This window comes from Phaeobacter gallaeciensis (assembly GCF_001678945.1).
Lineage (GTDB): Bacteria > Pseudomonadota > Alphaproteobacteria > Rhodobacterales > Rhodobacteraceae > Phycobacter > Phycobacter gallaeciensis_A.
Window position 1 is genome coordinate 3,668,407 of sequence record NZ_CP015124.1, and the last position, 24,711, is coordinate 3,693,117.

The following is a 24,711-nucleotide window of genomic DNA, read 5'->3' on the forward strand; positions in this document are numbered from 1 at the left end:
CAAAGCAAGTCACCAAACCGCGAATGATCGGTTGGCAGGCGCCGTAGGGGCGAACGAAAAACGGCTGCATCCCATTCAGGATGCAGCCGTTAAAACTGTCAAAGTGCTGATGCGTCAGCTAGCGCGGCGTTCGTCAAAGGACAGCGCGATAAAGCTGGGCATGTGATCGCCCATGCCGACAACCTTGCGGTCGTCGCGGCGGTCCTGCTTGCCTCCACGGCCACCACGCGATTGTTTCGCTGGCTTTTCAGCATTGGCCGATTTGTCGCCAGAGCGGGACTGGGATTTTGGTGCGGTTGCTGTGTCCGTATCCGCGTCTGTTGCCTGATCTGCCTTTGCATCCTTGGGCGCGTCCTGACCCTTGTCCGCCGATTTACCACGACGGCTGCGGGTCGGCTTGGGCTTGCTTGCGGCGGTATCATCGTTGCCTGCGTCCACGGGATCTTCGGTGGATTTGCGGCTGGGTGCCTTTTTAACAGGGTTTTCCAGGCGGGCGATGGTCTTTTGAACCAGGCTTTCGACTGCATCCAGCGCCTTCTCATCGCGCGGGGTACAGATGGTAATCGCCTTGCCCTCACGGCCGGCGCGGCCGGTGCGGCCAATCCGGTGCACGTAGTCCTCGGCGTGGCCGGGAACGTCGTAGTTGAACACATGGCTGACGCTGGGCACGTCGAGACCGCGCGCAGCCACGTCCGAAGCTACCAGAATGCGCAACTGGCCCTCGCGGAACCCATCAAGGGTCTTGGTCCGCTGGCTCTGGTCCAGATCGCCGTGAATGGGCGCGGCGTCATAGCCGTATTTCTTCAGCGATTTTGCCACCACATCCACGTCCATCTTGCGGTTGCAGAAGATGATCGCATTGGTCAGCTTTTCGCCTTCCTGATCGATCAGCGCGCGCAGCACTTTGCGCTTTTCGCTGCCTTCGCGATCCTTGCGGGAGGCTTTGAATTCCACAACGGCCTGTTCGATGGTTTCCGAGGTGGTTGCCTGACGGGCAATCTCGATCCGCTCGGGGTTCGACAGGAAGGTGTTGGTGATCCGCTCGATCTCGGGCGCCATGGTGGCCGAGAAGAACAGGGTCTGGCGGGTAAAGGGCGTCAGGCCGAAAATGCGTTCGATATCAGGGATAAAGCCCATATCAAGCATCCGGTCGGCTTCGTCCACCACCATGACCTTCACATCAGAGAGGATCAGCTTGCCGCGTTCAAAATGGTCTAGCAGGCGACCGGGCGTTGCGATGAGAACGTCGACGCCCTTGTCGATCAGCTGGTCCTGTTCCTTGAAGCTGACGCCGCCAATCAGCAGGGCCTTGGTCAGTTTCAGGTGCTTGGTGTAGGTGTCGAAGTTTTCAGCAACTTGTGCTGCCAGCTCGCGCGTGGGGCAGAGCACCAGGCTGCGCGGCATCCGCGCGCGCGCGCGACCGCGGGCGAGCATCGTGATCATAGGCAGGGTGAAAGAAGCGGTCTTCCCGGTACCGGTCTGGGCGATCCCCAGAACGTCGCGTCCCTCCAGCGCGGGCGGAATCGCTCCGGCCTGGATCGGGGTGGGGGATTCATACCCGGCTTCCTCAATTGCCTTGAGGACCTTGGGGTTCAAGTTCAGATCGGTGAATTTTGTCATATGCGTCCGTTTTTGCGGACACTGACCAGGCCCGCGCGTGTGTGAGTCAGCCGGTTTCGCAAGGTCATGCGGTTTGGCAGCTTCCGGCTTCGGGGCGGACTTAGCAAAATACGGGTGCACCGTCAATTGAAGGCTGATTTTGCAGGAAAAAACGCGGTTTTTCGCGCTCTTTCGGTGCATATTTGCAGAGATTATCGCCCTTTAGGCGAATTTTGGAAAATGTTTGGCGCGTTTCTCCGCGAGGCGCAGTTCACGGATTCGCAGGCAGCCTTCCTGCTCAAGCCGCGTCCGCAGTTCCGGGCTGTCGGCGCAGGTCTCGTTGAAAAAATCGCGCAGACCGTTGGTGCCCTGTTCCGCCTCGATGGCGGAGAGGAGTTCGTGCAGATTGATACCGCCCTTGTCGCGGGGCCGGGCCGGTTTCAGCTCGGATCGGTAGGAGCCCTGCTTCAGCCGGTAGCTGTAATGCGACAGCCAGCTGTCCCAATCGCGGGCGTGAAGATGGCACAGGTCGACATCCGGCAGGACCACTTGGCTGGGATTTTCCTCCCCGTCCACGAAGAAATTGTGGATGCGCAGCTTGCCCTCTTCCACACCCGGACGGACGAAAAGCTTGCCTTGGGTATGGCTGAGAAAGCCGCTGAGCAGATGCTCGCCATAGGTGGGATAAAGCTGCCCGGCCCGGGCACCTCTGTCGCTACCACGGGGGATTTGCGTCTTGAAGGCAGAGCCGTCGCCTCCGGCCAGGCTTTCAATCGGGTACGCGCGCGCGCAGAGAGCCGTTTCGGGCTGGCGCGCCAGCACCTGTGACAAGGGCTCTTTGGACCAGAGGAATTCATCCACATCCATATGGATCAGCCAATCCAGCCCCTTGGTCTGACGTCTGTAGGCGCGGGTGGCATTCAGGGTTTGCCGGACCTGGTGCTTGTCAGGTTTGCCGCCCTTGCGCCGCTGCGCCCAGGAGGCGTCATCGCAGTCGAAAACCCGGATCTTTGGGTGCCGCGCCAAGAGATCGCGTGCCTCGGGGCAGGGGGCATCAAGATAGAGGAAAAGCCGATGCGCGCCTGCGTCCAGATGATATGCGGCAAAGTTCAGTACCTCCTTGGCCTCGGCCTTTATGGTGCTGACGATACCCCATGTCTGTGTCGGCGAATGTGTCAGGGCAGCCTCTTAGAACGGCGGTTCAGCAGGACGTCGCAGTCGACGATCGTCTCCAGATCACCGCCGGTCTGGAAACGCGCCCGGGCCATGTTGAACCGCCCGGGCATTGATGGTGTTAGACCATCATTTCCTTGGTCGCGGTCAGTTTCAAGTCCGGATAATCCCGCTCCACCCGGTCGATGTCCCATTGCAGCCGCGTCAGGTAGACGGTGTCGCCGTCATGGTCTGTCGCGATGTGCTGCTTGTTGGCGTTGATGAATTTCTCCACCGCCGGTTTTTCCCCGGAGACCCACCGGGCCGAGGTAAACTGAGAGGGCTCAAAACGCACCGGCAGGCCGTATTCCATCTCGATCCGGCTGGCGAGCACTTCGAACTGCAAAGCACCCACAACGCCGACGATGAAGCCGGAGCCGAACGAGGGTTTGAAGACCTTGGCGGCGCCTTCCTCTGCGAATTGCATCAGCGCCTTTTCCAGGTGCTTCGCTTTCATCGGATCGCCCGCCCGCACGGTCTGCAGCAGTTCCGGCGCAAAGGAGGGGATACCGGTCGCCCGCAGGGCCTCGCCTTCGGTCAACGTATCACCAATGCGCAGCTGGCCGTGGTTCGGAATACCGATGATGTCACCCGCCCATGCCTCTTCCGCCAGTTCCCGGTCCGAAGCCAGGAACAGCACCGGGTTCGAGATCGCCATGGGCTTCTTGGTGCGCACGTGGGTCAGCTTCATGCCGCGTTTGAAATGGCCCGAGGCCATGCGCACGAAGGCGACGCGGTCGCGGTGCTTGGGGTCCATATTGGCCTGTACCTTGAAGACGAAGCCGACGACCTTCTTTTCCTCCGGACAGACCTGGCGCGGGCTGGCTTTTTGCGGCTGCGGCTCGGGGCCGTATCGGCCGATCCCATCCATCAACTCCTTCACCCCGAAGGAGTTGATCGCAGAGCCGAACCAGATCGGGGTCATATGACCCTCCAGCACCGATTGCGGGTCAAGGGTCGGCAACAGCTCCTTGGCCATCTCCACCTCTTCCAGGAACTTCTCAAGCAGATGCGCAGGCACGTGTTCTGCCAGTTTCGGATCGTCCAGCCCTTCGATCGAGATGCTCTCGGCAACCTTGTTGCGGTCGGCGCGGTCCATCAGCTCCAGCCGGTCGCGCAACAGGTCATAGCAACCGATGAAATCGCGCCCGACTCCGATGGGCCAGCTGGCGGGGGTCACGTCAATCGCCAGCATTTCCTGGATTTCGTCAATGATCTCAAACGTGTCGCGGCTTTCCCGGTCCATCTTGTTACAGAAGGTCAGGATCGGCAGATCGCGCAGGCGGCAGACTTCGAACAGTTTCTGCGTCTGGCTCTCGACACCTTTGGCGCCGTCGATCACCATCACCGCCGCATCCACCGCCGTCAGCGTCCGGTAGGTGTCTTCGGAAAAGTCCGAGTGGCCGGGGGTGTCCACCAGATTGAAGCGGAAACCGTCGAAATCGAACGACATGGCCGAGGCCGAAACCGAGATGCCCCGGTCCTTTTCCATCTGCATGAAGTCCGAGCGCGTGCGCCGCGCTTCACCCTTGGCGCGCACCTGACCGGCCATCTGGATCGCGCCGCCATAGAGCAGGAATTTCTCGGTCAGAGTGGTCTTGCCCGCATCCGGGTGCGAGATGATCGCAAAGGTGCGGCGCCGCGCGATTTCGGGCGGCAGTTCGGGGCGGTTTGTGACGGAATCCAGCATGAGCGCGCGTATATCAGGATTGCGGGTCGAGGCAAGAAAAACAGGCGGGCCCCTACGTGCACTGGGCATACACCGGGTCGATTGCATGTCCCGGCAACCCTTTGGCAAAATGTCTAACTTGCGTGCGCCGCGTCTTGGGGAGGTTTCAGCCCGACGTCACCCTCTTTCAGCGCACGACCTTCAACCCCACAAGTGCTTGTGAGACAGCGCTGCGCAGCGCCAATGAACAATGCGAACGCACAAGTTGCTTCTCGCTGGTCGAAAAATTGGCCCAATCTTTGGTTTGCAAGTTACCTGGAATGACAGATCGTCCGCTTACCTGTTTGCCTTCAACAATTTGACTGCCAGTAGCGGGATCGACCAGAGATGCGGTGAGGCCAACTGTGCAGGCATTCTCCCCGATGAGCGCTTTATTTACTGCAGGGTTGCGAACCCACAGGACAAAACGCGGTTGGTATTTTTCACCTTTGGCTTTTTCAGCACTTGCGATGGCGCCGATTGCAAACAGCCCGCCGCCGAGGGCAAAGAAGTCGCGTCCGGGATTGTAGTTCTGGCCCAGAATATCCAGGGGCGTTTGCTGAAGTACGATGACGGCGTCGGTCTTCTGCGCCGCTGCGCCAGTGTGCGAGGGAACGTTTGCAACGACTGCGCCTGTCGGGGTGAGTTGTTCCTTTACAAAACCGCCCGCCGCCGATGCGGCGTTCCATCCCAATTTGCCGTCAATCGGCTGTGGCTCGGCGAATGCAGCGTCCCAGTAGGTTGACACAACATTATCACTGATTTGAGTGACTAGGCCGATTTTCGAATACTGCGCTTGCGCATTACTCGGAATACCGACCTGGGTCGTATCCAGGCACCCGGTTAAACTCAGGGCTGCGACCAAGCTGAATAGTCGGATGAGGCTTTTTGCTTCCATGACCTTTGCCCTCTCAGTTCCGCGCGCAAAGCATTCTGAACTGACCTACAGCTGCACGCCTTGATCCGGATCATGGCAAAGGTACGGAAACGCCATTGCACCCACCTGTCTGGTTGCGCTGCGGATGATCTCGTATGTCCGCATTGGTGTCGGCGGGCCCGAATTCTGCATTCGGACTTGGGACCCGCTTCACGTCTGACCCCGAGGATAATGCAAGGTAGTCATCAAATAACGCGTAACATCAAAAAGGCCTACCGCAGCGACGCCCGCTTCAGCAGCTCCACCAAATTGGGCCGGTCCAAGAGCGGGCTTGGCACGTCCAGCCCGTGGCTGTCGCGGCGCTGGGGGGGGATGGATCCGTCTGCGATCCGCTGCAGCAGGCCCGGGGGCAGGGCGGGTTCGGTCACCGGGTCCAGGAACAGGCTTTCGGCGGCGATGCCCTCGGCATAGACGATGTGATGGCGGTCAAACAGCAGCTGGAAGTAATCCACGAACCCGCCGTCCTGCACCACCACGCTGTCTCCGTTCACCAGATGGCGGGCGGCGACCAGCAATTCCGGCGTTCCGGCCCCCAGCGCATCGTGGCGTTGGTAGACCATCAGCCGGTGATCGGGGCTGACCAGTAGGTCGCGGGCGTTGTTGAGCGTACCCTTGCGGATAAGGATCGGGGCCATGGCGCCGGTAGCGCGGCTGGTGGTCTGACCGATCCAGCGCAATTCCTGCACACCATCATCGCGGGTCAGGATGCGGTCACCGGGGCGCAGATCCTCGATCGGTTTCTGGGCGCCGGTGGCGAGGGTAATATGGGTGCCCCGGGTAAAGGCGATCGAGGCCATCTGCGCCAGCCGCGCCCGGGCCGGGGCGCGCTCGGCCTTCAGAAGCGTATATCCGGTCTGCGGCATCAGCGGCGCCATCGGCACCAGGTAGACCGCGGCGATCAGCCCTTCGGCATCGACCTCCACCATCACCAGCGCATCCACATTGGGACCGGCCTCGGCCATCAGGGTGAGCGCGCAGTCGAGATGCAGCGCGGCGCCGGGCTGGCCCAGCTCGCTGTCTTCGGCGAGGGTGAAACTGCCATCGCTGCCGCTGGCCACCGACAGGCGTCGCGGGGCTGCGGCGCCGGGGGCGAGCATATAGACATCGTCCAGCACCAGATCCTCCAGCACCCCCAGCGGATCGCCCATATTGGCGCCGGTCTCCACCAAAAAGGCGGCGGCGGCATGGGCCGGGATGGATCGGATCGCGGTGCGGTCGGCTGTCACGGTATGGCTCGTCTGTGCAAAGAAGGGGCGGCGCGGGCGCCAGCGGTTGGTTTAACCTATCCGGGAAATATGGCACGAAACAGACGACAACGGACAGAATTTCTGACCCGTGATCACGACATAGGTGATCATGGCGGGGGCGGGAAGGCTGGTCAACGGCGGGCGCAGAGTGCACAGTCTGCGCCGGAAACGAAGAATCCAGATGGAGGACGAACATGGAACTGGGAATTGCAGGCAAGCGCGCATTGGTCTGTGCCAGCAGCAAGGGTCTGGGGCTTGGCTGTGCCGAGGCGCTGGCCGAAGCCGGGGTCAATCTGGTGATGAACGCACGCGGAGAAGAGGCGCTGCTGGCGGCGGCGCAGACCATCCGCGATACCTATGGCGTCGAGGTTGAGACCGTGGTTGCGGATGTCACCACCGCCGAGGGTCAGCAAAAGGTGCTGGACGCCGCAGGCGCGGCCGACATTCTGGTCACCAACGCGGGCGGCCCGCCCCCCGGCATGTGGTCGGACTGGGAGCGCGACGATTTCATCAAGGCGCTGGATGCCAATATGCTGGCGCCGATTGCGCTGATGAAAGCGCTGCTGCCCGGCATGATGGAGCGTGGCTGGGGCCGGGTGGTCAATATCACCTCGCAATCGGTAAAGGCACCGATCGCGGTGCTGGGCCTGTCGAATTCGGCGCGTGCCGGTCTCACTGGCTATGTTGCGGGCACCTCGCGGCAGGTCGCAGGCAGCGGTGTCACCATCAACAATCTGCTGCCGGGCATTCACGCAACCGACCGTGCCGTGTCGCTGGACACCGGCGTAGCCGGGCAAAAGGGCATTTCCATCGAAGAGGCCCGCACTCAGCGCGAAGCAACCATTCCGGCGGGCCGCTATGGCACCCGGCAGGAATTCGGCGCGGCCTGTGCCTTCCTCTGCTCGCAGCATGCGGGCTTCATCGTGGGGCAGAACATCCTGCTGGATGGCGGCGCCACCAATATGACGCTGTAACGCGATGGCCAGTGGTTTTTCCTTGAAGGACCAGCTGTTTAATCCGGAAAAGACCCGCTATCTGGCGGGTCTTTTTGCGGCCTGTGACCCCGGTTTCGACGCGCCGGGGTTCGAGGCGCAGGTGAACGCCCGCCTGCCGGAACTGGAGCTGAAACAGCGGATCGACTGGATCGCCGAGGTTCTGGGGCAGCATTACGCCGCGCCCTTGCCCGAGGTGGCGCCACTGCTACGCGCGGCCCTGCCGCCGCCGCTGGACCCCGGCAATCGCGACGATGATTTCGGCGATTTCATCTTTGCCCCCTTGGGCGAATTCGTCGTGTCCAAGGGGCTGGAAGCGCACCCGGATCTATCATTGGATCTGCTGGAGGCGCTGACGCAGCGGTTCTCCATGGAATTCGCCATTCGACCCTTCCTGAACCGCTGGCCCGATCTTACGCTGAAGCGGATGCAGGAGTGGGCCGGGCACGACCATTACCACGTGCGGCGGCTGGTCAGCGAGGGCACGCGCCCGCGTCTGCCCTGGGGGCTTGGGATCGGGCTTGATCTGCGGGCGCCGCTGCCGCTGCTGGAGCGGCTGCACGGGGATGGCACGCGCTTTGTCACCCGCTCGGTCGCCAACCACCTGAACGACATCGCCAAGAAAGAACCGGATCTGGTGGTCGAGACCCTGCGCCGCTGGGGGGAGGCCGGACAACAGACGGGCAAGGAAATGGACTGGATCACCCGCCACGCCTGCCGTGGACTGGTGAAGGCAGGGCACCCGGGCGCGCTGGGCCTTCTGGGATATGATCCGGAGGCGCCGGTGGAGGCCAGGATCACGCTGCAACGCGCAGCGGTGCCCATTGGCGATGCGCTGAATTTCACGGTCGATCTGGCGGGGCCAGCGGAGCAGCCGGTGCTGGTCGATTACCGGCTGCATTTTCAGCGCCCGGGCGGCAAAGCCTCCGCCAAGGTGTTCAAGCTGAAACAGGCCAAACTGGTGCGTGGTGCCCTGACGTTCAGCAAGGCGCATAAGCTGAAAGGGGATGCCACCACGTTCAAACTGGTGCCCGGGCCGCACCGGCTGGAGGTGTTGGTCAATGGCAATGTGCGGGCAGAGGCTGGGTTCGACCTGTTGCCAGCGGGGGAGTAACTGCCAACAGCCAGGAACGATGGAATACCCGGCGCCCGGGAGGCCGAGGGTGCCTGTTTTGCGCGCAGGTTGCCCGGCTCCTCCCTGACACTGCTTCACATTCCTGTGGGCAATATGGTGCGGTGAAGGCCTGCCTGCTACGCCAAGCCCATCAAAACGGGGATAACGATCATGCAGGCCATCGCCATAACCACCATCTTTGCCGCTATCATATTGCTCAGCCTCTATTACGCGCCGCGGAGGGCGACGGTGGGCGGGTTCTTCGGCGGTCAGTCTGACCGGGGAGAGGCGCCGACCCTGTGGACGCTGGTGCTGTCACAGGTGACCACGTGGATTTTCGCGCGCTCGTTGATGAACGCCGCGATCCTGGGCTTTTACTACGGCATCGCGGGAACTCTGGCCTATGCGGCCTACTATGGATCCTTTCTGACCGGCGGCTATATCGTTGGCCGGATGCGCGCACAGGGTGCGACATCGGTGCAATCCTGGCTGGCGGAGCGTTTCGGCGCCACGGGCACCACCGCCTATAATCTGGTGATCGCACTGCGCCTGTTGTCCGAAGTTTTTGCCAACCTGCTGGTGGTCGGGCTGATCTTTGCCGCCGCCCTGCCGGATGTGGCAGGGGCCGAGACAACCGCCATTCTGGTGGTTGGTGTGCTGGCGCTGGCCTATTCCGCATGGGGCGGGCTGTCGGCGGCGCTGCGCACCGATGTGATCCAGATGTCGCTGTTCCTCGTGGTCTTTGGCGCCGCCTTTGTGGCGCTGATCCTGCGCCCGGGCTTTGATATCTTTGCGGTGATGACCGCGCCGGGGGCCGCGGGCGCCCATAACGGCTGGGTGCTGCTGGTGGTGGCCGCGCTGCAGGTCTTCTCTTACCCGGTGCATGATCCGGTGATGATGGACCGCGGCTTTCTTGCCGATCCCGCCACCACCCGCAAAAGCTTTTTGCATGCCTTCTGGATTTCGGCGCTCTGCATCATCGCCTTTGGCTTTTTCGGTATTCAGGCTTCCCTTGAGGGCGCGGAATACGAAGGGCAGCTGTTGGGCACCTGGGCGACTATGCTGCCGGGCTGGGTTTTCGTCATGCTGATCGTGTCGCTGCTGGTCTCGGCGCTGTCCACGCTTGATTCCGCGCTCAGCTCTGCCGCGCGTCTGGTGGTCGAAGAACTGCGCCTTGCGCCGCGCAGCCTGATGGGCGGCCGTATCGCCATGGTGGTCTTTGCCGCTGCTGGTGGCGCGCTGACGCTTTGGGGGAACAAGACGCTGTTTGACGCGGTGGCTGTATCCGGTACCGCCTCGATGTTCCTGACCCCGGTGCTGGTGGCGGGGCTTCTGGGCAAACGGCAGGTGGCAATCTGGGCCTATCTGGTCAGCTTTGGTGCGGCCATTGTCGGCGCTGCGGCCTATATGTTCCGCGATGTACCTGGCGTCTCGGGGTTGCTGTACGATGGGCACAAGTACGAGCAGCTTTTGCAGATCTGCGTGATCGTGCTGGTGGTCGGCTTTGCCGCAGTGGCACGTGGCAGCCGCAGGGTTGAAGCCTGACAGGGGGGCTGCTACATCTGCGCCAAACCCGATGAAAAGCGTCGGAGACAGCCCCGAGGCCGCATGAACACTGCCCCTGCCGAACTGCTCAGCACCATGGCCCCGCCACGGCTGGAAATCCGCAATATCAAGCGGTTCTTCGACGGGCGCCCGGTGGTCGACGATGTGTCCCTGCAAATTCAGGCGGGGCAGGTGACCTGCCTGCTGGGCCCGTCAGGCTGCGGTAAATCCACCACTCTGCGCATGATCGCCGGGGTGGAGATGCAGGACGAGGGCGAAATCTATGTCGATGGCAAGCTGATCTGCGACACGGTGTTCCGTGTCCCGCCCGAGCGGCGCGAGATCGGCCTGATGTTTCAGGACTTTGCCCTGTTCCCGCACCTGAGCGTCGCGGATAACGTCGCCTTTGGTCTGAAAGGGCCGAAAGATCAGAAACGCGCCCGGGTCGAGGAGCTGCTCGCCAAGGTGTCGCTGTCGAAATACATCGACGATTACCCGCACCAGCTGTCGGGCGGCGAACAACAGCGCGTGGCGCTGGCCCGCGCTCTGGCGCCGCGTCCGCGTATCATGCTGATGGATGAGCCGTTTTCGGGCCTTGATAACCGTCTGCGCGATGGCATCCGCGACGAGACGCTGACGCTTTTGCGCGAAGAAGACACGGCAGTCCTGCTGGTGACGCACGAGCCCGAAGAAGCGATGCGCATGGCCGATGAGATCGCCCTGATGCGGGGCGGGCGGATCGTGCAGCAGGGCGCGCCCTATAACGTCTATACCCGCCCGGTGGATAAGGCGGCGGTGGCTTTTTTCAGCGACGTCAATGTGCTCAACGCGCAGGTGAACGGCGCGCTGGCGCAGACGCCATTCGGCCAGTTCCTGGCCCCGGGCGTGCCAGACGGCACCGATGTGGAGATCGTCTTTCGCCCGCAGCACGTGCGCATCGATTTCGACCGCGCGGGCAAAGGTCCCTTGCCAACCCCCAGCGACGGCGTCCCGGCGCGCGGTGTGGTCGAGCGGGCGCGCTTTCTGGGCCATGAAAGCCTGGTCGAGTTCCGCATGGATTTTGACGGATCGCTCCTGAAGGTGACGGTGCCCAACGTGTTCCTGCCCGAAGTGGGCCGCGTTCTCTGGCTCACCGTCCCGCGCAACCGGTGTTTTGTCTTCCCAAAGGGGTAGGGAACCACTCCGTCCTTGGCGTTATGTCGGTGCACCGTCGTATTGCGGGGCATCGTCGCAAATCTCGTACCAATCGGCCTTGTCAGCGACGAACTCGTGAAACTGGTTGCTGACGCCGATATCGCCATCCAGCGCACTTGCCGCGATTGCGATACGCTCGTCCTCGGCCAGGATTTCCCCCAGCGAGGTGCCGCAGATCTTGCAGAAACAGCGGATGAATTTGAAGGGCGGCTCAGGCGTGTAGGTGGTGACCTGATTCTTGCCCTTGATCCATTGCACGTCTCCGGGCCGCACAAGCACGATGGCGCTGGTGCCGACCTTGCGGCAGCGGGAGCAATGGCAGGTACCCATCATCGGCGGCTGCACGGTCAGTTGAAACTGCACCGCGCCGCAACAGCAGCTTCCCTGGACCATGTGATACGCCTCCCTGCGTGATGAACTGGGCAAACGCTAGGGGAACAGCTGCAAGGCTGCAATATACGGGCGGGCGGGGCAGGGGTGACTTTCCCGTGAAGCGCGTGCACCGGCGGGCCGAGCCGCCCCAAGGAGTGACGTCTTGAACCGATGTTTCTGCCGTTGTCTTATACTCGGGCACGGGAGGCACAGAACATGCCGGAAGAGCCAGAGACCGAACCAGAGATCCCGCCAGGGGCTGTCAGAAATTTGCGTGGGGTGCGTCTGATTGCCCATCTCACTTGGCTGGGAGGCCTTGGGGCGATCTATGCAACAGGGGGGCTGGTCTGGATCACGCTGCAGAACGCCGGGGTGTCCATGGTGTCCTGGTCGCGGGGCGTGTCCCTGTTCATACCCGTCGCGTTGTTTCACGCCGTGCCGCTGATCGTGCTCGCCCTTGTGGAGATTTCGGCCTGCAAGGCGGCAATCCGCGGGCGCCAAAGCAAGTGGCGAGAGTATGTCCTCGCGGTGCTGGTGCCCGCTGTTTCGGTTGCCGAGCCAAAGGATGCGGGCAGGCTATGGGCTGCGCTTTCGGGCGCTGGCCTGCTGTCGGTCGTCTGGGTCTGCTATTCGCTGTTCAGCCTTGCCTCCTATCAGGGGCCGGGCGGCTTTGCCGAGGCGGTGATCATGACGCTTGCCCTGTTTCCGCTGACCCTTGGCGCGATGATGTTGCATGTTGCGCTGGCTGCGGCCATCGGCGGGGCGCTGGGCAGCGGCATCTATGTGCTTGTCCGCCGCCGCGGCAGAAAACAGGACAAAGGTGAGTAATCAGCTCTCCTCCTTGTCGCGGTAGGGATCGTAATCCGACAGCCGCTTGCCCGGCTCATCGACGAACAACTCGGGCAGGGCGGTGGCCTCTTCGATCAGATCGACGCGGAAGACACGGAAATCCTCGCGCGCTTCGCACCAGGCGGTGAGGGTCCAGACACGGCCCCAGTATTCCATGTGCAGCGGGCGGATTTTGCGCCGGGTCATTTCGCCATCGATGCGGCGATAGGTGATCTGCAGCTTCTGGCGCGCCTTGATCGCAGCCCGCAGGGTGGGCATCTGGGCAAAGCCCCGCGCCGCATCGGCAAAGGGGTAGACGGCGAATTTCCAGGCATCCGCCTCGGCGATGGTCTCGGCAGGCAGCACCGCGTCCACCTTGGCCGCCAGGGACTGCGCGGCGGATTTGAGGTCCGGATCGGCGGCCTCGGCGACGATGGCCATGCCGAGGTTCAGCGCCTCCAGCTCTTCCGGGGTTAGTGTGAGGGGCGGCAGGGTGATCGCTTCGCGCACCATATAGCCGACGCCGCGCTCCCCTTCGACCGGCACGCCTGAGGCGACTAGCGTGTCCATGTCGCGGTATATGGTGCGGGTGGAAACCTCCAGCCGTGCGGCGATGTCCTGCGCGCGGTGCAACTTCCCGTCGCGCAGGATCTGGATGATTTCAAAAAGGCGGTCGGTGCGGCGCATGACCCTAGCCTTGGCCCGCGCCGCACCGTTAGGTCAAGCCGCCATCTGCCACAGGATGTCTTCGTGGCGCATGTCGATGCTGCCGGGCTCAATCGCCTCCATCAGCGCCGCGGCAAAGGGTTGCTTGGGAAAGGCCTCTGCCGCCGCCATGGCCGCCGCGTGATCGCGCCAGACCACGTGATCGCTCCAGCGGCCATCGGCGCCACAGCTGAGACGGCGGAACATGAACCCCGGCTGCGCCCGCACGAAGGCTTCGCTTTGCCGGCTGATCTCGACAAAGGCCGCCGGGGTGATTCCGTTCGCCAGGGTGAAGGTAACGATCTCGGCAACCGGAGTGGTCTGAGTGTCTGTCATATCGGTGTCTCCTTATTGATGTGACAGGCTGGACCTAGCAGGGAGCAACTGACATAAACCTGTCAGTTGTGTTTGAGCGGATGCGGATTTCAGTGATTTTTGCCCTGCCTGAGCCCCCCGACAGCCTGCCAGATCTATCCGGCAGCGCGGCGCGTCCGTAAAAATGGGGATGACAGACAAAACCGGTGCGGATGGGCACCGGATAAGAAGGAGACACTCACATGCTTAACAATATCGGCCTTCCCGGCATTCTGCTGATCGCCGTCGTGGTTCTGGTCCTGTTCGGCCGCGGCAAGATTTCTTCGCTGATGGGCGAAGTCGGCAAGGGCATCACCGCCTTCAAGAAAGGCGTGAAAGACAGCACCGAGGAACTGGAGCAGGACGCTGCTACCGAGGCCAAGGACATCACCCCCGAGACCGAAAAAGACAAGGCGTAAACCGCCATGTTCGATCTTGGGTGGACCGAACTCATGGTGGTCGGGATCGTGGCGCTGATCGTGGTCGGCCCCAAGGATCTGCCCGTGCTGTTCCGCAATGTCGGACGTTTCGTGGGCAAGGCCAAGGGCATGGCCCGTGAATTCAGCCGCGCGATGAATGACGCCGCCGATGAGGCGGGCGTCAAGGACATGGCGCAGGGGCTGAAGGCGGCGACCAACCCGGTCGGCTCGGCGATGGACGGAGTCAAAGAGGCGGCGCAGGATATGGCCAAATCGATTGACCCGACCAAATTCGATCCGGACAGCGAAACCGGAAAGCTGGCCGCCGAACGCGCCGCCGATGCCAAGAAGATCCAGGAGGCCACCGCCCGCGCCGCATCTGACCGCCAGGCTCGTGAGGCCGAAGAGGCCGCAGCGGCAGCAGAGGCGGCCAAGGCAGGTGCCGGGGAGCCGGATCAAGACAAAGAGACCAAATCATGAGTCAAACGGATGATATCGAGGACTCCACGGCGCCGCTGATCGAGCATCTGGCAGAGCTGCGCACCCGCCTGATCCGGGCGGTGGGGGCCTTTATCGTCGGGATCGTTCTGGCCTTTACAGTGGCTGAGCCGATCCTGCAGTTCCTGCTGGGGCCGATCGAGGCCACCCTGCGCGAGCTGGGCGACCCGTCGCCGACGCTGCAATATACCAGCCCACAGGAATACCTGTTCACGCTGTTCCGGATCTCGATGGTTTTCGGCTTTGCGCTGTCGTTCCCGGTGATCGGTTTCCAATTGTGGCGGTTCGTGGCACCCGGCCTTTACAAGACCGAGAAGAACGCTTTTTTGCCGTTCCTGATCGCGGCGCCGGTGATGTTCCTTCTGGGCGCATCTTTTGCGCATTTCGTCGTCACCCCGCTGGCGATGGCCTTTTTCCTTGGCTTTGCGGATGTGTCGTCGATCTTTGCCAACTTGCTCTCAGGTGCGGTTGACGAGCTGCCGACGGATGCTGCGGTGGTGCCGGAAACGGCTGATGGCGTGCGCATCACCTTCTTTGGTAAGGTGAACGAGTCGCTGGACATCACGCTGAAGTTCATCATGGCCTTTGGCCTGTGTTTCCAGCTGCCGGTGCTGCTGACCCTGATGGGCAAGGCCGGACTGGTCAGCGCCGAAGGTCTGGGATCGGTGCGCAAATACGCGGTTGTGGCCATTCTGGTGCTGGCCGCGCTGGTGACGCCGCCGGATGTGATCACCCAGCTGATCCTGTTCACGGTTGTCTACGGGCTTTACGAGATTTCGATCTTCCTGGTGAGCCGGGTCGAGAAGAAACGCGAAGAGCAGCTGCGCGAAGAAGGCTATTACGATGACGAGGATGAAGAGGATCCTCTGATGGCCGAGTTCGACGAAGACGACGACAAGTGATCAACTGACAGAACATGAAGGCGCGCTCTCCGGGGCGCGTCTTTTTCTATGCGCGGGTGAAATTTTGCGGATATGCTGACGCAGTGCTGCATGGGGAAGGGAGGCCCTTTTGCTCGACTACAGTCATAACAGCCTGTTTGTTCTGGCATCTTTGGCCATTGCCCTGATCGCGGGGTTTTCCGGCCTGTCGCTGACGCAGGGCGCCTCGCAGATGTCGGCGCCGGTGCGCAAAATCGTGGTCTCGGCGGCGTCGGTGATCCTGGGCAGCGGCATCTGGTCGATGCATTTCGTGGCCATGCTGGGGCTGGAGCTTCCGGTGGCCTATTACTTCGATCCGCTGGTGACACTGATTTCGGCCCTGACGGCGATCCTGTTCATGGGGCTGGCGCTGCTGATCGTGCATTTCGGCACCCGGACACGAGGCAAGATCATGCTGGCCGGGGTCATCATGGGCAGCGGCATCGCGGCGATGCATTACATCGGCATGTCGGGGATGGAACTGTGCGTGCCAAGCTATACCCCGGCGCAGATCGCCATGGCTTTTGCCGCCTCCATCGCGCTCAGTATGGCGTCGTTTCAGGTCTCCTATGGCCACCGCAGCGCCCGCAATATCGTTCTGGGCACCTTTGGCTTTGGCATCGCCGTTTTTGCCGTGCATTTCATCGCCATGGCGGGCACGGGTTTCACCCAGTCTGCCGAATACACCACCTTTGTACCGCCGATGAGCCGGGGCGTGCTGGCCTTTGGGGTCACCCTGTCGGCCTTTGTGCTCTCGGGCAGTTTCCTGCTCAGCGGCGCCACCTTTGCCACCCGGCTGAGCGGGGAGGGAACGGCACAGACCGGGCAGGCTGACGTGCAGCCGCCTGTGGCTGAAGAAATCGATCCGGCGGCGACCGGGCCAGAAGCGGAGGTCGCCGAGATCTCGCAGGAGGCGCGTATACCTTATGAATCCGATGCGCGCACCCATTTCATCAGCCCGGACAGCGTGTCGGCCATCCGCGCCGAAGGTCACTACACCGTGCTCTACAGCGGCGAGGCGAAGCTATTCTGTCCCTGGTCAATCTCAGAGGCCGAGACCCGCACCGCCACCGGCAGTTTCATCCGCACCCACCGCAGCTATCTGGTGAATCTGGCGCATGTCACCAGTTTCGAGCGCAAGAAGGACAATGGCGTGTGTTACTTCGATGAAACCCCTGCGCTGCCCAAGGTGCCTGTCAGCCGCTCCCGCCTGAGCGAGGTGCGGGCAAAGCTGGGCATGTAGCGGAGGGCAGGGCAGGGCGCCTGCGGTTCTGCCTGCATCCTCCAGCCCCCTCCAATCCCCGGACGGGTCTGACGGCTTTTAAGTGGCCGACTTTTGGGCCCGGAACCATTGGGCGTCACAGCGCAGCCCAACACCTCCCTATCTGACACTCCCGAATGGGCCGTGACGGGGCTCTGCTCATTGTGCCGGACATCTGCGATTTGCCGCCGCGACTCGTGCTGCATGTTCTGGTTGTGCCTGGCGGCGAAACTCCCTGTCTGACGGAGCTTTCGCAACTCGTGCAGCCCATTCGCATTTCGTGAACGCAACCTCGGCGGTCGTTCCCGCAGCCTCGCCCCGGGGCGGCAGCGGCGCCTTTACTATCCGCAATCCGGAATTCAGGGAGGAAACGGATGATACCTTCAGAGTTTGAATACCACCGGCCCGGCAGTATCGACGCGGCCCTGGCGGTATTGCAGGAACACGGCGACGATGCCCGTGTCATGGCAGGCGGGCACAGCCTGATCCCGATGATGAAACTGCGCATGGCGGATGTGCCGCATCTGATCGACCTGCAATCCATCGCCGAGCTGAAAGGCATCGCGGTGGATGGTGGAACCGTAACAATCGGAGCAATGACCACCCAGCACGAGCTGATCACCAATGATGATCTGGTTAGAGCAGCCCCGATCATGCGGGAGGCGGCCCTGCTGATCGCCGATCCCCAAGTGCGCTATGTGGGTACCATCGGCGGCAATGTGGCCAATGGCGATCCCGGCAACGACATGCCGGGGCTGATGCAGTGCCTAGATGCCACCTTCACCCTGCAGGGGCCGGATGGCACCCGCGAGGTACAGGCGCGTGACTTCTATGAGGCGGCCTATATGACCGACCGCGAGGATGACGAGATCCTGACCGAGATCTCCTTTGCCGTGCCAAAGGGCGGGCAGGCCTATGAAAAGCAAAAGCGAAAGATCGGCGACTACGCCACGGCAGCGGCGGCTGTGATCCTGGACAAGGTGGACGGCAAGGTCGCCTCCGCTTCGATTGCAATGACCAACCTCAGCGACACGCCGGTTTTTTCGGCGGATGCGGCGGCGGCCCTGGTGGGCACCGATTGCGGCGCTGATGCCATGGCAGATGCAGTCACGGCCATGCTGGGCGACATCGACCCGACCGAGGACAACCGCGGACCGGTCGAGTTCAAGAAACACGTGGCTGGCGTCATCCTGCGCCGGGCCATCGAACGCGCCTGGTCGCGGGCCTGAGGGAGGACATCATGGGAAAACAAATCATCACCCTGACGGTGAACGGCGAAAAGCACGAAGTCGCCGCCGAACCGCGCGAGTTGCTGGTGCACACCCTGCGCGAGACGCTGAACCTCACTGGCCCGCATGTGGGCTGTGAAACCTCGCATTGCGGTGCCTGCACCGTGGATATCGACGGCAAGTCGGTGAAATCCTGCACCATGTTCGCCGCCCAGGCAGATGGCGCCGAAATCACCACCATCGAAGGTATCGCCGCGCCCGACGGCATGCACATCCTGCAGGAAATGTTCCGCGAACATCACGGGCTTCAGTGCGGGTTCTGCACCCCCGGTATGATCACGCGGGCCTATCGCCTGCTTCAGGAGAACCCCAACCCGACCGAGGAAGAGGTTCGTTTCGGTATCGCCGGCAACCTTTGCCGCTGCACCGGCTATCAGAACATCGTCAAGTCGATCCTCGCCGCTGCGGCCGAGATCAACGCATCCAAGGAGGCCGCACAATGAAGGATTTGGAGGACCGTCAGGAACGGATCGACAATCTCAAGGGCATGGGCTGCTCGCGCAAGCGGGTCGAGGATGCCCGGTTCACCCAAGGTAAGGGCAACTACGTCGATGACGTCAATCTGCCGGGCATGCTGCACGGGGATTTCGTGCGCTCGCCCTATGCGCACGCGCGGGTGAAATCGATCAATATCGATGCCGCCATGGCGCTGGATGGTGTTGTCGCGGTGCTGACCGCCAAGGACCTTGAACCGCTGGCCCTGCACTGGATGCCCACCCTTGCGGGCGACAAACAGATGGTGCTGGCCGATGGCAAGGTGCTGTTCCAGGGGCAGGAGGTCGCCTTTGTGGTGGCCAAGGACCACTATATCGCCGCCGATGCGGTAGAGCTGGTCGAGGTGGAATACGAAGAACTTCCGGTTCTGGTGGATCCCTTCGAGGCGCTGCAATCCGATGTCGTCCTGCGCGAAGACATCAAGGATGAAAAAGAGGGCGCCCATGGCCCCCGCCGCCATCACAACCATATCTTCCTCTGGGAAGAGGGCGACAAGGAGGCCACCGAACAGGTTCTGGACGAGGCCGAAGTCGTGGCCGAGGAGATGGTCTATTACCACCGCACCCACCCGTGCCCGCTGGAGCCCTGCGGCTCGGTTGCCAGCATGGACAAGATCAACGGCAAGCTGACGCTCTGGGGTACGTTCCAGGCGCCGCATGTGGTGCGCACCGTGGCCTCGATCCTGTCGGGTATCGAGGAACACAACATCCGCGTGATCTCGCCCGATATTGGCGGTGGCTTCGGCAACAAGGTCGGCGTCTATCCGGGCTATGTCTGCTCTATCGTGGCGACCATCGTCACCGGCCAGCCGGTGAAGTGGATCGAGGACCGGATGGAAAACCTGATGGCCACCGCCTTTGCCCGCGACTACTGGATGAAGGGCAAGATCAGCGCCACCAAGGAGGGCAAGATCACCGGGCTGCACTGCCATGTGACCGCCGACCACGGTGCCTTCGATGCCTGCGCCGACCCGACCAAATTCCCGGCCGGCTTCTTCCACATCTGCACCGGATCTTATGACATCCCGGTCGCCTATGTGGGCGTTGACGGTGTCTATACCAACAAGGCACCGGGCGGCGTGGCCTATCGCTGCTCTTTCCGGGTAACGGAGGCCGCCTATTTCATCGAACGCATGATCGAAGTGCTTGCGATGGAATTGAACATGGACGCAGCCGAACTGCGCCGGATCAACTTCATCAAGGCCGATCAGTTCCCCTATCAGTCTGCGCTGGGCTGGGAATATGACTCCGGCGATTATCACACTGCCTGGGACAAGGCGCTGGCCGCTGTCGGCTATGACGATCTGCGCGCCGAGCAGGCGCAGCGGGTGGAGGACTTCAAGGCCGGAAAGACGCGCAAGCTTCTGGGCATTGGTCTGACGCATTTCACCGAGATCGTCGGCGCGGGCCCGGTGAAGAATTGCGATATCCTTGGCATGGGGATGTTTGATAGCTGCGAAATCCGCATTCACCCAACGGGCTCGGCCATCGCACGCCTTGGCACCATCAGCCAGGGGCAGGGGCATGCGACCACCTTCGCGCAGATCCTTGCGTCTGAAATCGGTCTTTCGGCTGACAGTATCACCATCGAGGAAGGCGACACCGATACGGCGCCCTATGGTCTGGGCACCTATGGTTCGCGCTCAACTCCGGTTGCCGGTGCGGCGACCGCCATGGCAGGGCGCAAGATCCGCGCCAAGGCTCAGATGATCGCGGCCTACCTTCTCGAGGTGCATGACAACGATCTGGAATGGGACGTGGACCGGTTCGTGGTCAAGGGTGCACCCGAGCGCTTCAAGACCATGAAGGACATCGCCTATGCGGCCTACAATCAGGCCATCCCGGGCGTTGAGCCGGGGCTTGAGGCGGTCAGCTATTATGATCCGCCCAACATGACCTATCCCTTTGGCGCTTATATCTGCGTCATGGAGGTGGACGTTGACACCGGTGAGCATGAAATCCGCCAGTTCTACGCACTGGACGATTGCGGCACCCGGATCAACCCGATGGTCATCGAAGGGCAGGTGCACGGTGGTTTGACAGAGGCCCTCGCCATCGCCATGGGGCAAGAGATCGCCTATGACGATATGGGCAACTGCAAGACCGGCACCTTGATGGATTTCTTCATCCCGACTGCCGTTGAGACGCCGCATTACACCACCGATCACACCGAAACCCCCAGCCCGCATCACCCGATCGGCGCCAAGGGGGTGGGCGAAAGCCCCAACGTGGGCGGTGTTCCGGCCTTCTCCAACGCGGTGCATGACGCCTTCCGTGCCTTTGGTCTTCGCCAAAGCCACATGCCCCACGATCACTGGCGGATCTGGAAGATCGCGAGCGATCTGGGCCTGCACGGATAAAGGGAGAACGGGGGGCCGTTTCGGCGGCCCTCCTATCACATCATGACATATCTCGACCTTCAGAAAGACCTGGCAGAACAAGGCTATGTCGCCTCGGATGATCTGGCGATGGCGCTGCATCTTGCGGTGACACTGGGCCGTCCGCTGCTCCTGGAAGGGGCTGCTGGTGTCGGCAAGACCGAGGTCGCCCGCGCCCTGGCCGCCGCCCGCGACACGCGCCTGATCCGGCTACAGTGCTATGAAGGGCTGGACGCGGCTCAGGCGATCTATGAGTGGAATTACCAGCGCCAGCTTCTGGCGATCCAGGCCTCCGGCAAGACAGGCAAAGAGGCCGAGGCACAGATTTTCTCTGAAGACTACCTGTTGGAGCGCCCGTTGTTGCAGGCGATCCGGCAAGACACGCCGCCGGTGCTGCTGATTGACGAAATCGACCGCGCCGATGAGGAATTCGAGGCTTACCTTCTGGAGGTTCTCGCCGATTTCCAGATCACCGTGCCGGAGCTTGGCACCATCACGGCGAAAAGCCGCCCGCTGGTGGTTCTGACGGCAAACGGCACCCGCGATCTGTCGGACGCGCTGCGTCGGCGCTGCCTTTACGCCCATGTGGATTACCCCGATCGCAAGACGGAGCTTGCTATTCTGGACGCGCGCTGTCCGGGGCTGAGTGCTCAGCTCTCCGGGCAGATCGTTGGCTTTGTGCAGGATCTGCGCAAGGAAGATCTGGTGAAGAAACCCGGCGTGGCCGAGATGCTGGATTTCGCAGCCGCCCTTGCTGGGCTTGGCGTTGCGGACCTCACCGAAGATCCCGCCGCCCTGATGGCGGCCATGGCAACGCTCCTGAAGACCGAGGCCGACCGCGGCGCGGTTCCGGCCGAGGTCGCCCAGCGGCTGGCGGGGCGCGCCGCATGAGCCGGGTGACCAAATTTGCGGGCCGTGATCCCGGTCCCGGCGCGCGCGTTGCGGGCTTCATGGCGCATCTGCGTGCCCATGGCTTTGCGCTGGGCGTGGCCGAAACCGGCACCGCGCTGGCCGCCCTTGGCGCGGTAAAGGCGAGCGATCCGTCAGAGGCGCGCGCCGCCCTGCGCGCGGTTTGTGCAGGCCGCGCCGAGGATGTGGACCGCTTCGATGCGCTCTTTGACAGTTTCTGGATGGATGCAGGCCGGGTACGGCAAAAGACCGTGCCCAGCGACAAGACCAACAAGAGTGATGACATGCGCTCCTCGCGCAAGGATGCAGGCGAGACCGAGGCAGAGGGTACAGGCAAGATCCACGCCCCCGGCGGCAGTGGCGGCGGCGAGGTGGAAAGCGACGGCACCGGGCGGCTGGTCGCTTCGGATGTGAAGAACCTGATGAAGAAGGACCTGCGCGACCTTGTGGATCCTGAAGACATCCGCAAGGCCGAAGCGGTCGCCCTGCGGCTGGGGCAGGCCCTGCGTGACAGGCGCTCCCGCAGGCGTAAGGCAGCGCGGCGGGGCTGGGCTGTGGATTTCCGCCGCACCATACGCAAGGCGGTGGCCACCGGTGGCGTGCCCCTGCGGCTGGCCCGGCGCACCCGTCCCGACCGCCCCGTGAAGATCGTTGCCCTGTGTGATGTGTCGGGATCGATGCTGGTCTATGCGCGGCCCTTTCTGGCCTTTCTGGCGGGGCTGATGCGGGCCGATGCAAATTCAGACGCCTATCTCTTTCACACCCGCCTTGTGCGCATTGCCGAGGCTTTGCGCGAAGAGGACCCGATGCGCGCGCTCAACCGGGTGACGCTGATGGCCGAGGGCATCGGCGGCGGCAGCTGCATCGGCGGCGCGCTGGAACATTTCGCGGCGACCTATGCGCGCCGGTTCGCGAATGGACGATCAGTGGTGATCATCCTGTCGGATGGCTACGACAGCGACCCGCCCGAACACATCGCGGCGGGGCTGGAGGCGCTGAAGCGGCGTGGTTGCCGGATCGTCTGGCTTAATCCGCTGAAGGGCTGGAAGGGCTACGAGCCGATTGCGCGCGGCATGGCGGCGGCGCTGCCGTATTTGGATCTGTTCGAGGCGGCCAACACGCTGGAGGCACTGGCCAGCCTCGATCAAAAACTGGGGGCGATATGAGTTTCATCATGGCAGGACATTCATCACTGGGACCACGCCTGGAACAGGATCTGGCCCGCGAAACCGAGGCTCGGCGCAGCGCCGGCGAACCCTTTGCCATGGCGACCGTGGTGCGCACCGTGGCGGCAACCTCGGCCAAGCCGGGCGCCAAGGCGCTGATCGATGCGCAGGGCGAGATCGTCGTCGGTTTCTTGGGCGGGGGCTGTGTGCGCGGTGCTGTGGGCCGCGCCGCGCGCGAGGCGATCGAGACGGGCGCGCCGCAGCTTCTGTCGATCGGCCCCGAGGAACTCTTGGCTGAGGCGGGTGTCAGCGCGGGCGAGGAACGCGACGGCATCAGATACGCCCGCAACGGCTGCCCCAGTAAGGGCGTCTTGGATATTTTCGTGGAACCCGTGCTGCCGCTTCCGGCGCTGGTGGTCTGCGGCTCCGGCCCGGTGGCGCAGGCGCTGGTGGAGCTGTCGGCGCGGTTTGAGTTCGACCGCACCCTGTGCCTGCCCGGTCCGCAGGAGGTTGACCTGCCCATGCCCGACCGGGTGGTGGAACATTTCGACGAACACCCGATCTGGGACAGCGCGCCCTTTGTGGTGGTCGCAACCCAGGGGCGCGGGGACGAGGCGGCGCTCCGCCGCGCGCTCATGCAGAAGGCGCGCTATATCGGCTTTGTTGGTAGCCGCCGCAAGTTCGCCACCCTGTCGCATCGTCTTCAGGACAAGGGTGTGTCGCCTGAGGCTCTTGCCAGCGTAAAGGCGCCCGCAGGCGTTGATATCCACGCCATCACCCCGGATGAGATCGCGCTGTCGATCCTTGCCGAACTGGTACAGCGCCGCCGGGCGCTTCAGCGCGGGGAGGGGGCAGATGGCTGACCTCGTTCTGCGCCTGTGGCGGCGTCTTTTCCCCGAATTGAGTGACGCGCAGGCCAAAGTTCTGGCCTCAGTCAAATTCCCCTGTTGCTAGAAGGAAAACGAGCATGGAACTGAGCGACGAAATCTTCATCAACGCCCCCCGAGACGAGGTCTACGCGGCCCTCAATGACCCTGAGGTGCTGCAAAAGGCGATCCCCGGCTGCGAAGAGCTGATCAAACATTCGGACACCGAGTTGGAGGCCAAGGTGGTGCTGAAGATCGGCCCGGTGAAGGCGAAGTTCTCAGGGCAAGTGACACTCTCCCCCGATGCCCCGCCCGAGCGGTTCTCACTGACAGGTCAGGGCAATGGCGGCGCGGCGGGCTTTGCCAAGGGCGGTGCCGAGGTGGTGCTGACCGAACAGGATGGCGGCACCCTGCTGACCTATACCGCCAAGGCCGATATCGGCGGCAAGCTGGCACAGCTCGGCAGTCGCCTGATCCAGAGCACGGCCAAGAAGCTGGCTGCCAAGTTCTTCAAGAGCTTTTCCGAGGAAATGGAAAAAGCCGAGGCGGCCTGAAACAACGGCCGCACCGCAAGAGGCAGGGCGAGCATGAGGCAGCGTGGCAGCAGGTAAGAAGCCCGAAATGGGCACCAGAACCGAGAGAAGAGAGGGGGCGGCGCGCATGTGTCGCCCCTTTTGCCGCGCCGCCACCCGGCAAAGCATCTT

The 24,711-nt window shown here is 62.6% G+C and carries 24 protein-coding genes; 16 read left to right on the forward strand and 8 right to left on the reverse strand.

Translation table 11 applies throughout. The features are described 5' to 3' along the window. Positions 1 to 114: 114 nt before the first annotated feature. The 5 genes from JL2886_RS17315 to JL2886_RS17335 all read right to left on the reverse strand — a co-directional run bounded on the left by JL2886_RS17315 (position 115) and on the right by JL2886_RS17335 (position 6,682). Positions 115 to 1,620: a DEAD/DEAH box helicase gene (locus JL2886_RS17315; RefSeq protein ID WP_065273794.1), complete on the reverse strand. Its 1,506-nt coding sequence runs from the start codon at positions 1,618 to 1,620 to the stop codon at positions 115 to 117. Between the two features lie 201 nt (positions 1,621 to 1,821). Continuing rightward, the gene (locus tag JL2886_RS17320) at positions 1,822 to 2,778 is read right to left on the reverse strand and encodes a glycosyltransferase family 2 protein (RefSeq protein WP_065273137.1); all 957 of its coding nucleotides are present in this window, start codon (positions 2,776 to 2,778) and stop codon (positions 1,822 to 1,824) included. A 115-nt stretch (positions 2,779 to 2,893) separates the two neighbouring features. Next, on the reverse strand, positions 2,894 to 4,501 hold the full coding sequence (locus JL2886_RS17325; protein WP_065273138.1) for a peptide chain release factor 3: 1,608 nt from the start codon (positions 4,499 to 4,501) through the stop codon (positions 2,894 to 2,896). A 166-nt stretch (positions 4,502 to 4,667) separates the two neighbouring features. Next, positions 4,668 to 5,417, reverse strand: coding sequence for a hypothetical protein (locus JL2886_RS17330; protein WP_133245347.1), 750 nt, complete (start codon positions 5,415 to 5,417; stop codon positions 4,668 to 4,670). Between the two features lie 251 nt (positions 5,418 to 5,668). Further along, positions 5,669 to 6,682 (reverse strand): Hint domain-containing protein, encoded by a 1,014-nt coding sequence (locus tag JL2886_RS17335; RefSeq protein WP_065273140.1) that lies wholly within the window; start codon positions 6,680 to 6,682, stop codon positions 5,669 to 5,671. A gap of 215 nt (positions 6,683 to 6,897) precedes the next feature. Between JL2886_RS17335 and JL2886_RS17340 the strand changes: the two genes are divergently transcribed. From JL2886_RS17340 to JL2886_RS17355, 4 genes are all read left to right on the forward strand, one after another. Further along, positions 6,898 to 7,677, forward strand: a complete 780-nt coding sequence (locus JL2886_RS17340) for an SDR family oxidoreductase (protein WP_065273141.1) — start codon at positions 6,898 to 6,900, stop codon at positions 7,675 to 7,677. 4 nt (positions 7,678 to 7,681) lie between these two features. Beyond that, on the forward strand, positions 7,682 to 8,809 hold the full coding sequence (locus tag JL2886_RS17345; protein WP_065273142.1) for a hypothetical protein: 1,128 nt from the start codon (positions 7,682 to 7,684) through the stop codon (positions 8,807 to 8,809). A gap of 171 nt (positions 8,810 to 8,980) precedes the next feature. Then, positions 8,981 to 10,354: a sodium:proline symporter gene (locus tag JL2886_RS17350; protein ID WP_065273143.1), complete on the forward strand. Its 1,374-nt coding sequence runs from the start codon at positions 8,981 to 8,983 to the stop codon at positions 10,352 to 10,354. Between the two features lie 63 nt (positions 10,355 to 10,417). Beyond that, positions 10,418 to 11,527, forward strand: coding sequence for an ABC transporter ATP-binding protein (locus JL2886_RS17355; RefSeq protein WP_065273144.1), 1,110 nt, complete (start codon positions 10,418 to 10,420; stop codon positions 11,525 to 11,527). A gap of 21 nt (positions 11,528 to 11,548) precedes the next feature. Here the strand turns inward: JL2886_RS17355 and JL2886_RS17360 are convergent, their stop codons facing one another. Then, positions 11,549 to 11,941, reverse strand: coding sequence for a GFA family protein (locus JL2886_RS17360; RefSeq protein WP_065273145.1), 393 nt, complete (start codon positions 11,939 to 11,941; stop codon positions 11,549 to 11,551). Positions 11,942 to 12,136: 195 nt separating this feature from the next. On the opposite strand from JL2886_RS17360, the gene JL2886_RS17365 reads away from it, so the two are divergent. Then, positions 12,137 to 12,748 carry a hypothetical protein gene (locus JL2886_RS17365; protein WP_133245346.1) on the forward strand — a complete coding sequence of 204 codons (612 nt, stop codon included), beginning with the start codon at positions 12,137 to 12,139 and terminating at the stop codon, positions 12,746 to 12,748. Here the strand turns inward: JL2886_RS17365 and JL2886_RS17370 are convergent, their stop codons facing one another. Both JL2886_RS17370 and JL2886_RS17375 read right to left on the reverse strand, forming a co-directional pair. Continuing rightward, positions 12,749 to 13,435 carry a helix-turn-helix transcriptional regulator gene (locus JL2886_RS17370; RefSeq protein ID WP_065273147.1) on the reverse strand — a complete coding sequence of 229 codons (687 nt, stop codon included), beginning with the start codon at positions 13,433 to 13,435 and terminating at the stop codon, positions 12,749 to 12,751. Between the two features lie 33 nt (positions 13,436 to 13,468). After that, a complete protein-coding gene (locus JL2886_RS17375; RefSeq protein ID WP_065273148.1) occupies positions 13,469 to 13,789 on the reverse strand; it encodes a hypothetical protein in 321 nt (106 codons plus the stop codon). 221 nt (positions 13,790 to 14,010) lie between these two features. On the opposite strand from JL2886_RS17375, the gene JL2886_RS17380 reads away from it, so the two are divergent. The 11 genes from JL2886_RS17380 to JL2886_RS17430 all read left to right on the forward strand — a co-directional run bounded on the left by JL2886_RS17380 (position 14,011) and on the right by JL2886_RS17430 (position 24,561). Beyond that, positions 14,011 to 14,226 carry a twin-arginine translocase TatA/TatE family subunit gene (locus tag JL2886_RS17380; protein WP_065273149.1) on the forward strand — a complete coding sequence of 72 codons (216 nt, stop codon included), beginning with the start codon at positions 14,011 to 14,013 and terminating at the stop codon, positions 14,224 to 14,226. A gap of 6 nt (positions 14,227 to 14,232) precedes the next feature. Further along, positions 14,233 to 14,706, forward strand: coding sequence for a Sec-independent protein translocase protein TatB (gene tatB, locus JL2886_RS17385; protein WP_065273150.1), 474 nt, complete (start codon positions 14,233 to 14,235; stop codon positions 14,704 to 14,706). Next, entirely contained in the window at positions 14,703 to 15,626 is a 924-nt protein-coding gene (tatC, locus tag JL2886_RS17390; protein ID WP_065273151.1) for a twin-arginine translocase subunit TatC, read from the forward strand. Before tatB ends, tatC begins: the two co-directional genes overlap by 4 nt. Before the next feature lie 109 nt (positions 15,627 to 15,735). Further along, the gene (locus tag JL2886_RS17395) at positions 15,736 to 16,887 is read left to right on the forward strand and encodes an MHYT domain-containing protein (protein WP_065273152.1); all 1,152 of its coding nucleotides are present in this window, start codon (positions 15,736 to 15,738) and stop codon (positions 16,885 to 16,887) included. A 392-nt stretch (positions 16,888 to 17,279) separates the two neighbouring features. Then, complete coding sequence (locus JL2886_RS17400; RefSeq protein ID WP_065273153.1) at positions 17,280 to 18,134, forward strand: FAD binding domain-containing protein; 855 nt, start codon at positions 17,280 to 17,282, stop codon at positions 18,132 to 18,134. Between the two features lie 11 nt (positions 18,135 to 18,145). Then, positions 18,146 to 18,637: a (2Fe-2S)-binding protein gene (locus JL2886_RS17405; protein WP_065273154.1), complete on the forward strand. Its 492-nt coding sequence runs from the start codon at positions 18,146 to 18,148 to the stop codon at positions 18,635 to 18,637. Beyond that, positions 18,634 to 21,048: an aerobic carbon-monoxide dehydrogenase large subunit gene (locus JL2886_RS17410; RefSeq protein ID WP_065273155.1), complete on the forward strand. Its 2,415-nt coding sequence runs from the start codon at positions 18,634 to 18,636 to the stop codon at positions 21,046 to 21,048. Before JL2886_RS17405 ends, JL2886_RS17410 begins: the two co-directional genes overlap by 4 nt. A 42-nt stretch (positions 21,049 to 21,090) precedes the next feature. Next, the gene (locus tag JL2886_RS17415; RefSeq protein WP_065273156.1) at positions 21,091 to 21,957 is read left to right on the forward strand and encodes an AAA family ATPase; all 867 of its coding nucleotides are present in this window, start codon (positions 21,091 to 21,093) and stop codon (positions 21,955 to 21,957) included. Next, the gene (locus JL2886_RS17420; RefSeq protein WP_065273157.1) at positions 21,954 to 23,141 is read left to right on the forward strand and encodes a vWA domain-containing protein; all 1,188 of its coding nucleotides are present in this window, start codon (positions 21,954 to 21,956) and stop codon (positions 23,139 to 23,141) included. The genes JL2886_RS17415 and JL2886_RS17420 overlap by 4 nt, the downstream gene beginning before the upstream one ends. A gap of 8 nt (positions 23,142 to 23,149) precedes the next feature. After that, positions 23,150 to 24,004, forward strand: a complete 855-nt coding sequence (locus tag JL2886_RS17425) for an XdhC family protein (RefSeq protein WP_065273158.1) — start codon at positions 23,150 to 23,152, stop codon at positions 24,002 to 24,004. 104 nt (positions 24,005 to 24,108) lie between these two features. Beyond that, positions 24,109 to 24,561 carry an SRPBCC family protein gene (locus JL2886_RS17430; RefSeq protein ID WP_065273159.1) on the forward strand — a complete coding sequence of 151 codons (453 nt, stop codon included), beginning with the start codon at positions 24,109 to 24,111 and terminating at the stop codon, positions 24,559 to 24,561. Positions 24,562 to 24,711 lie beyond the last annotated feature (150 nt).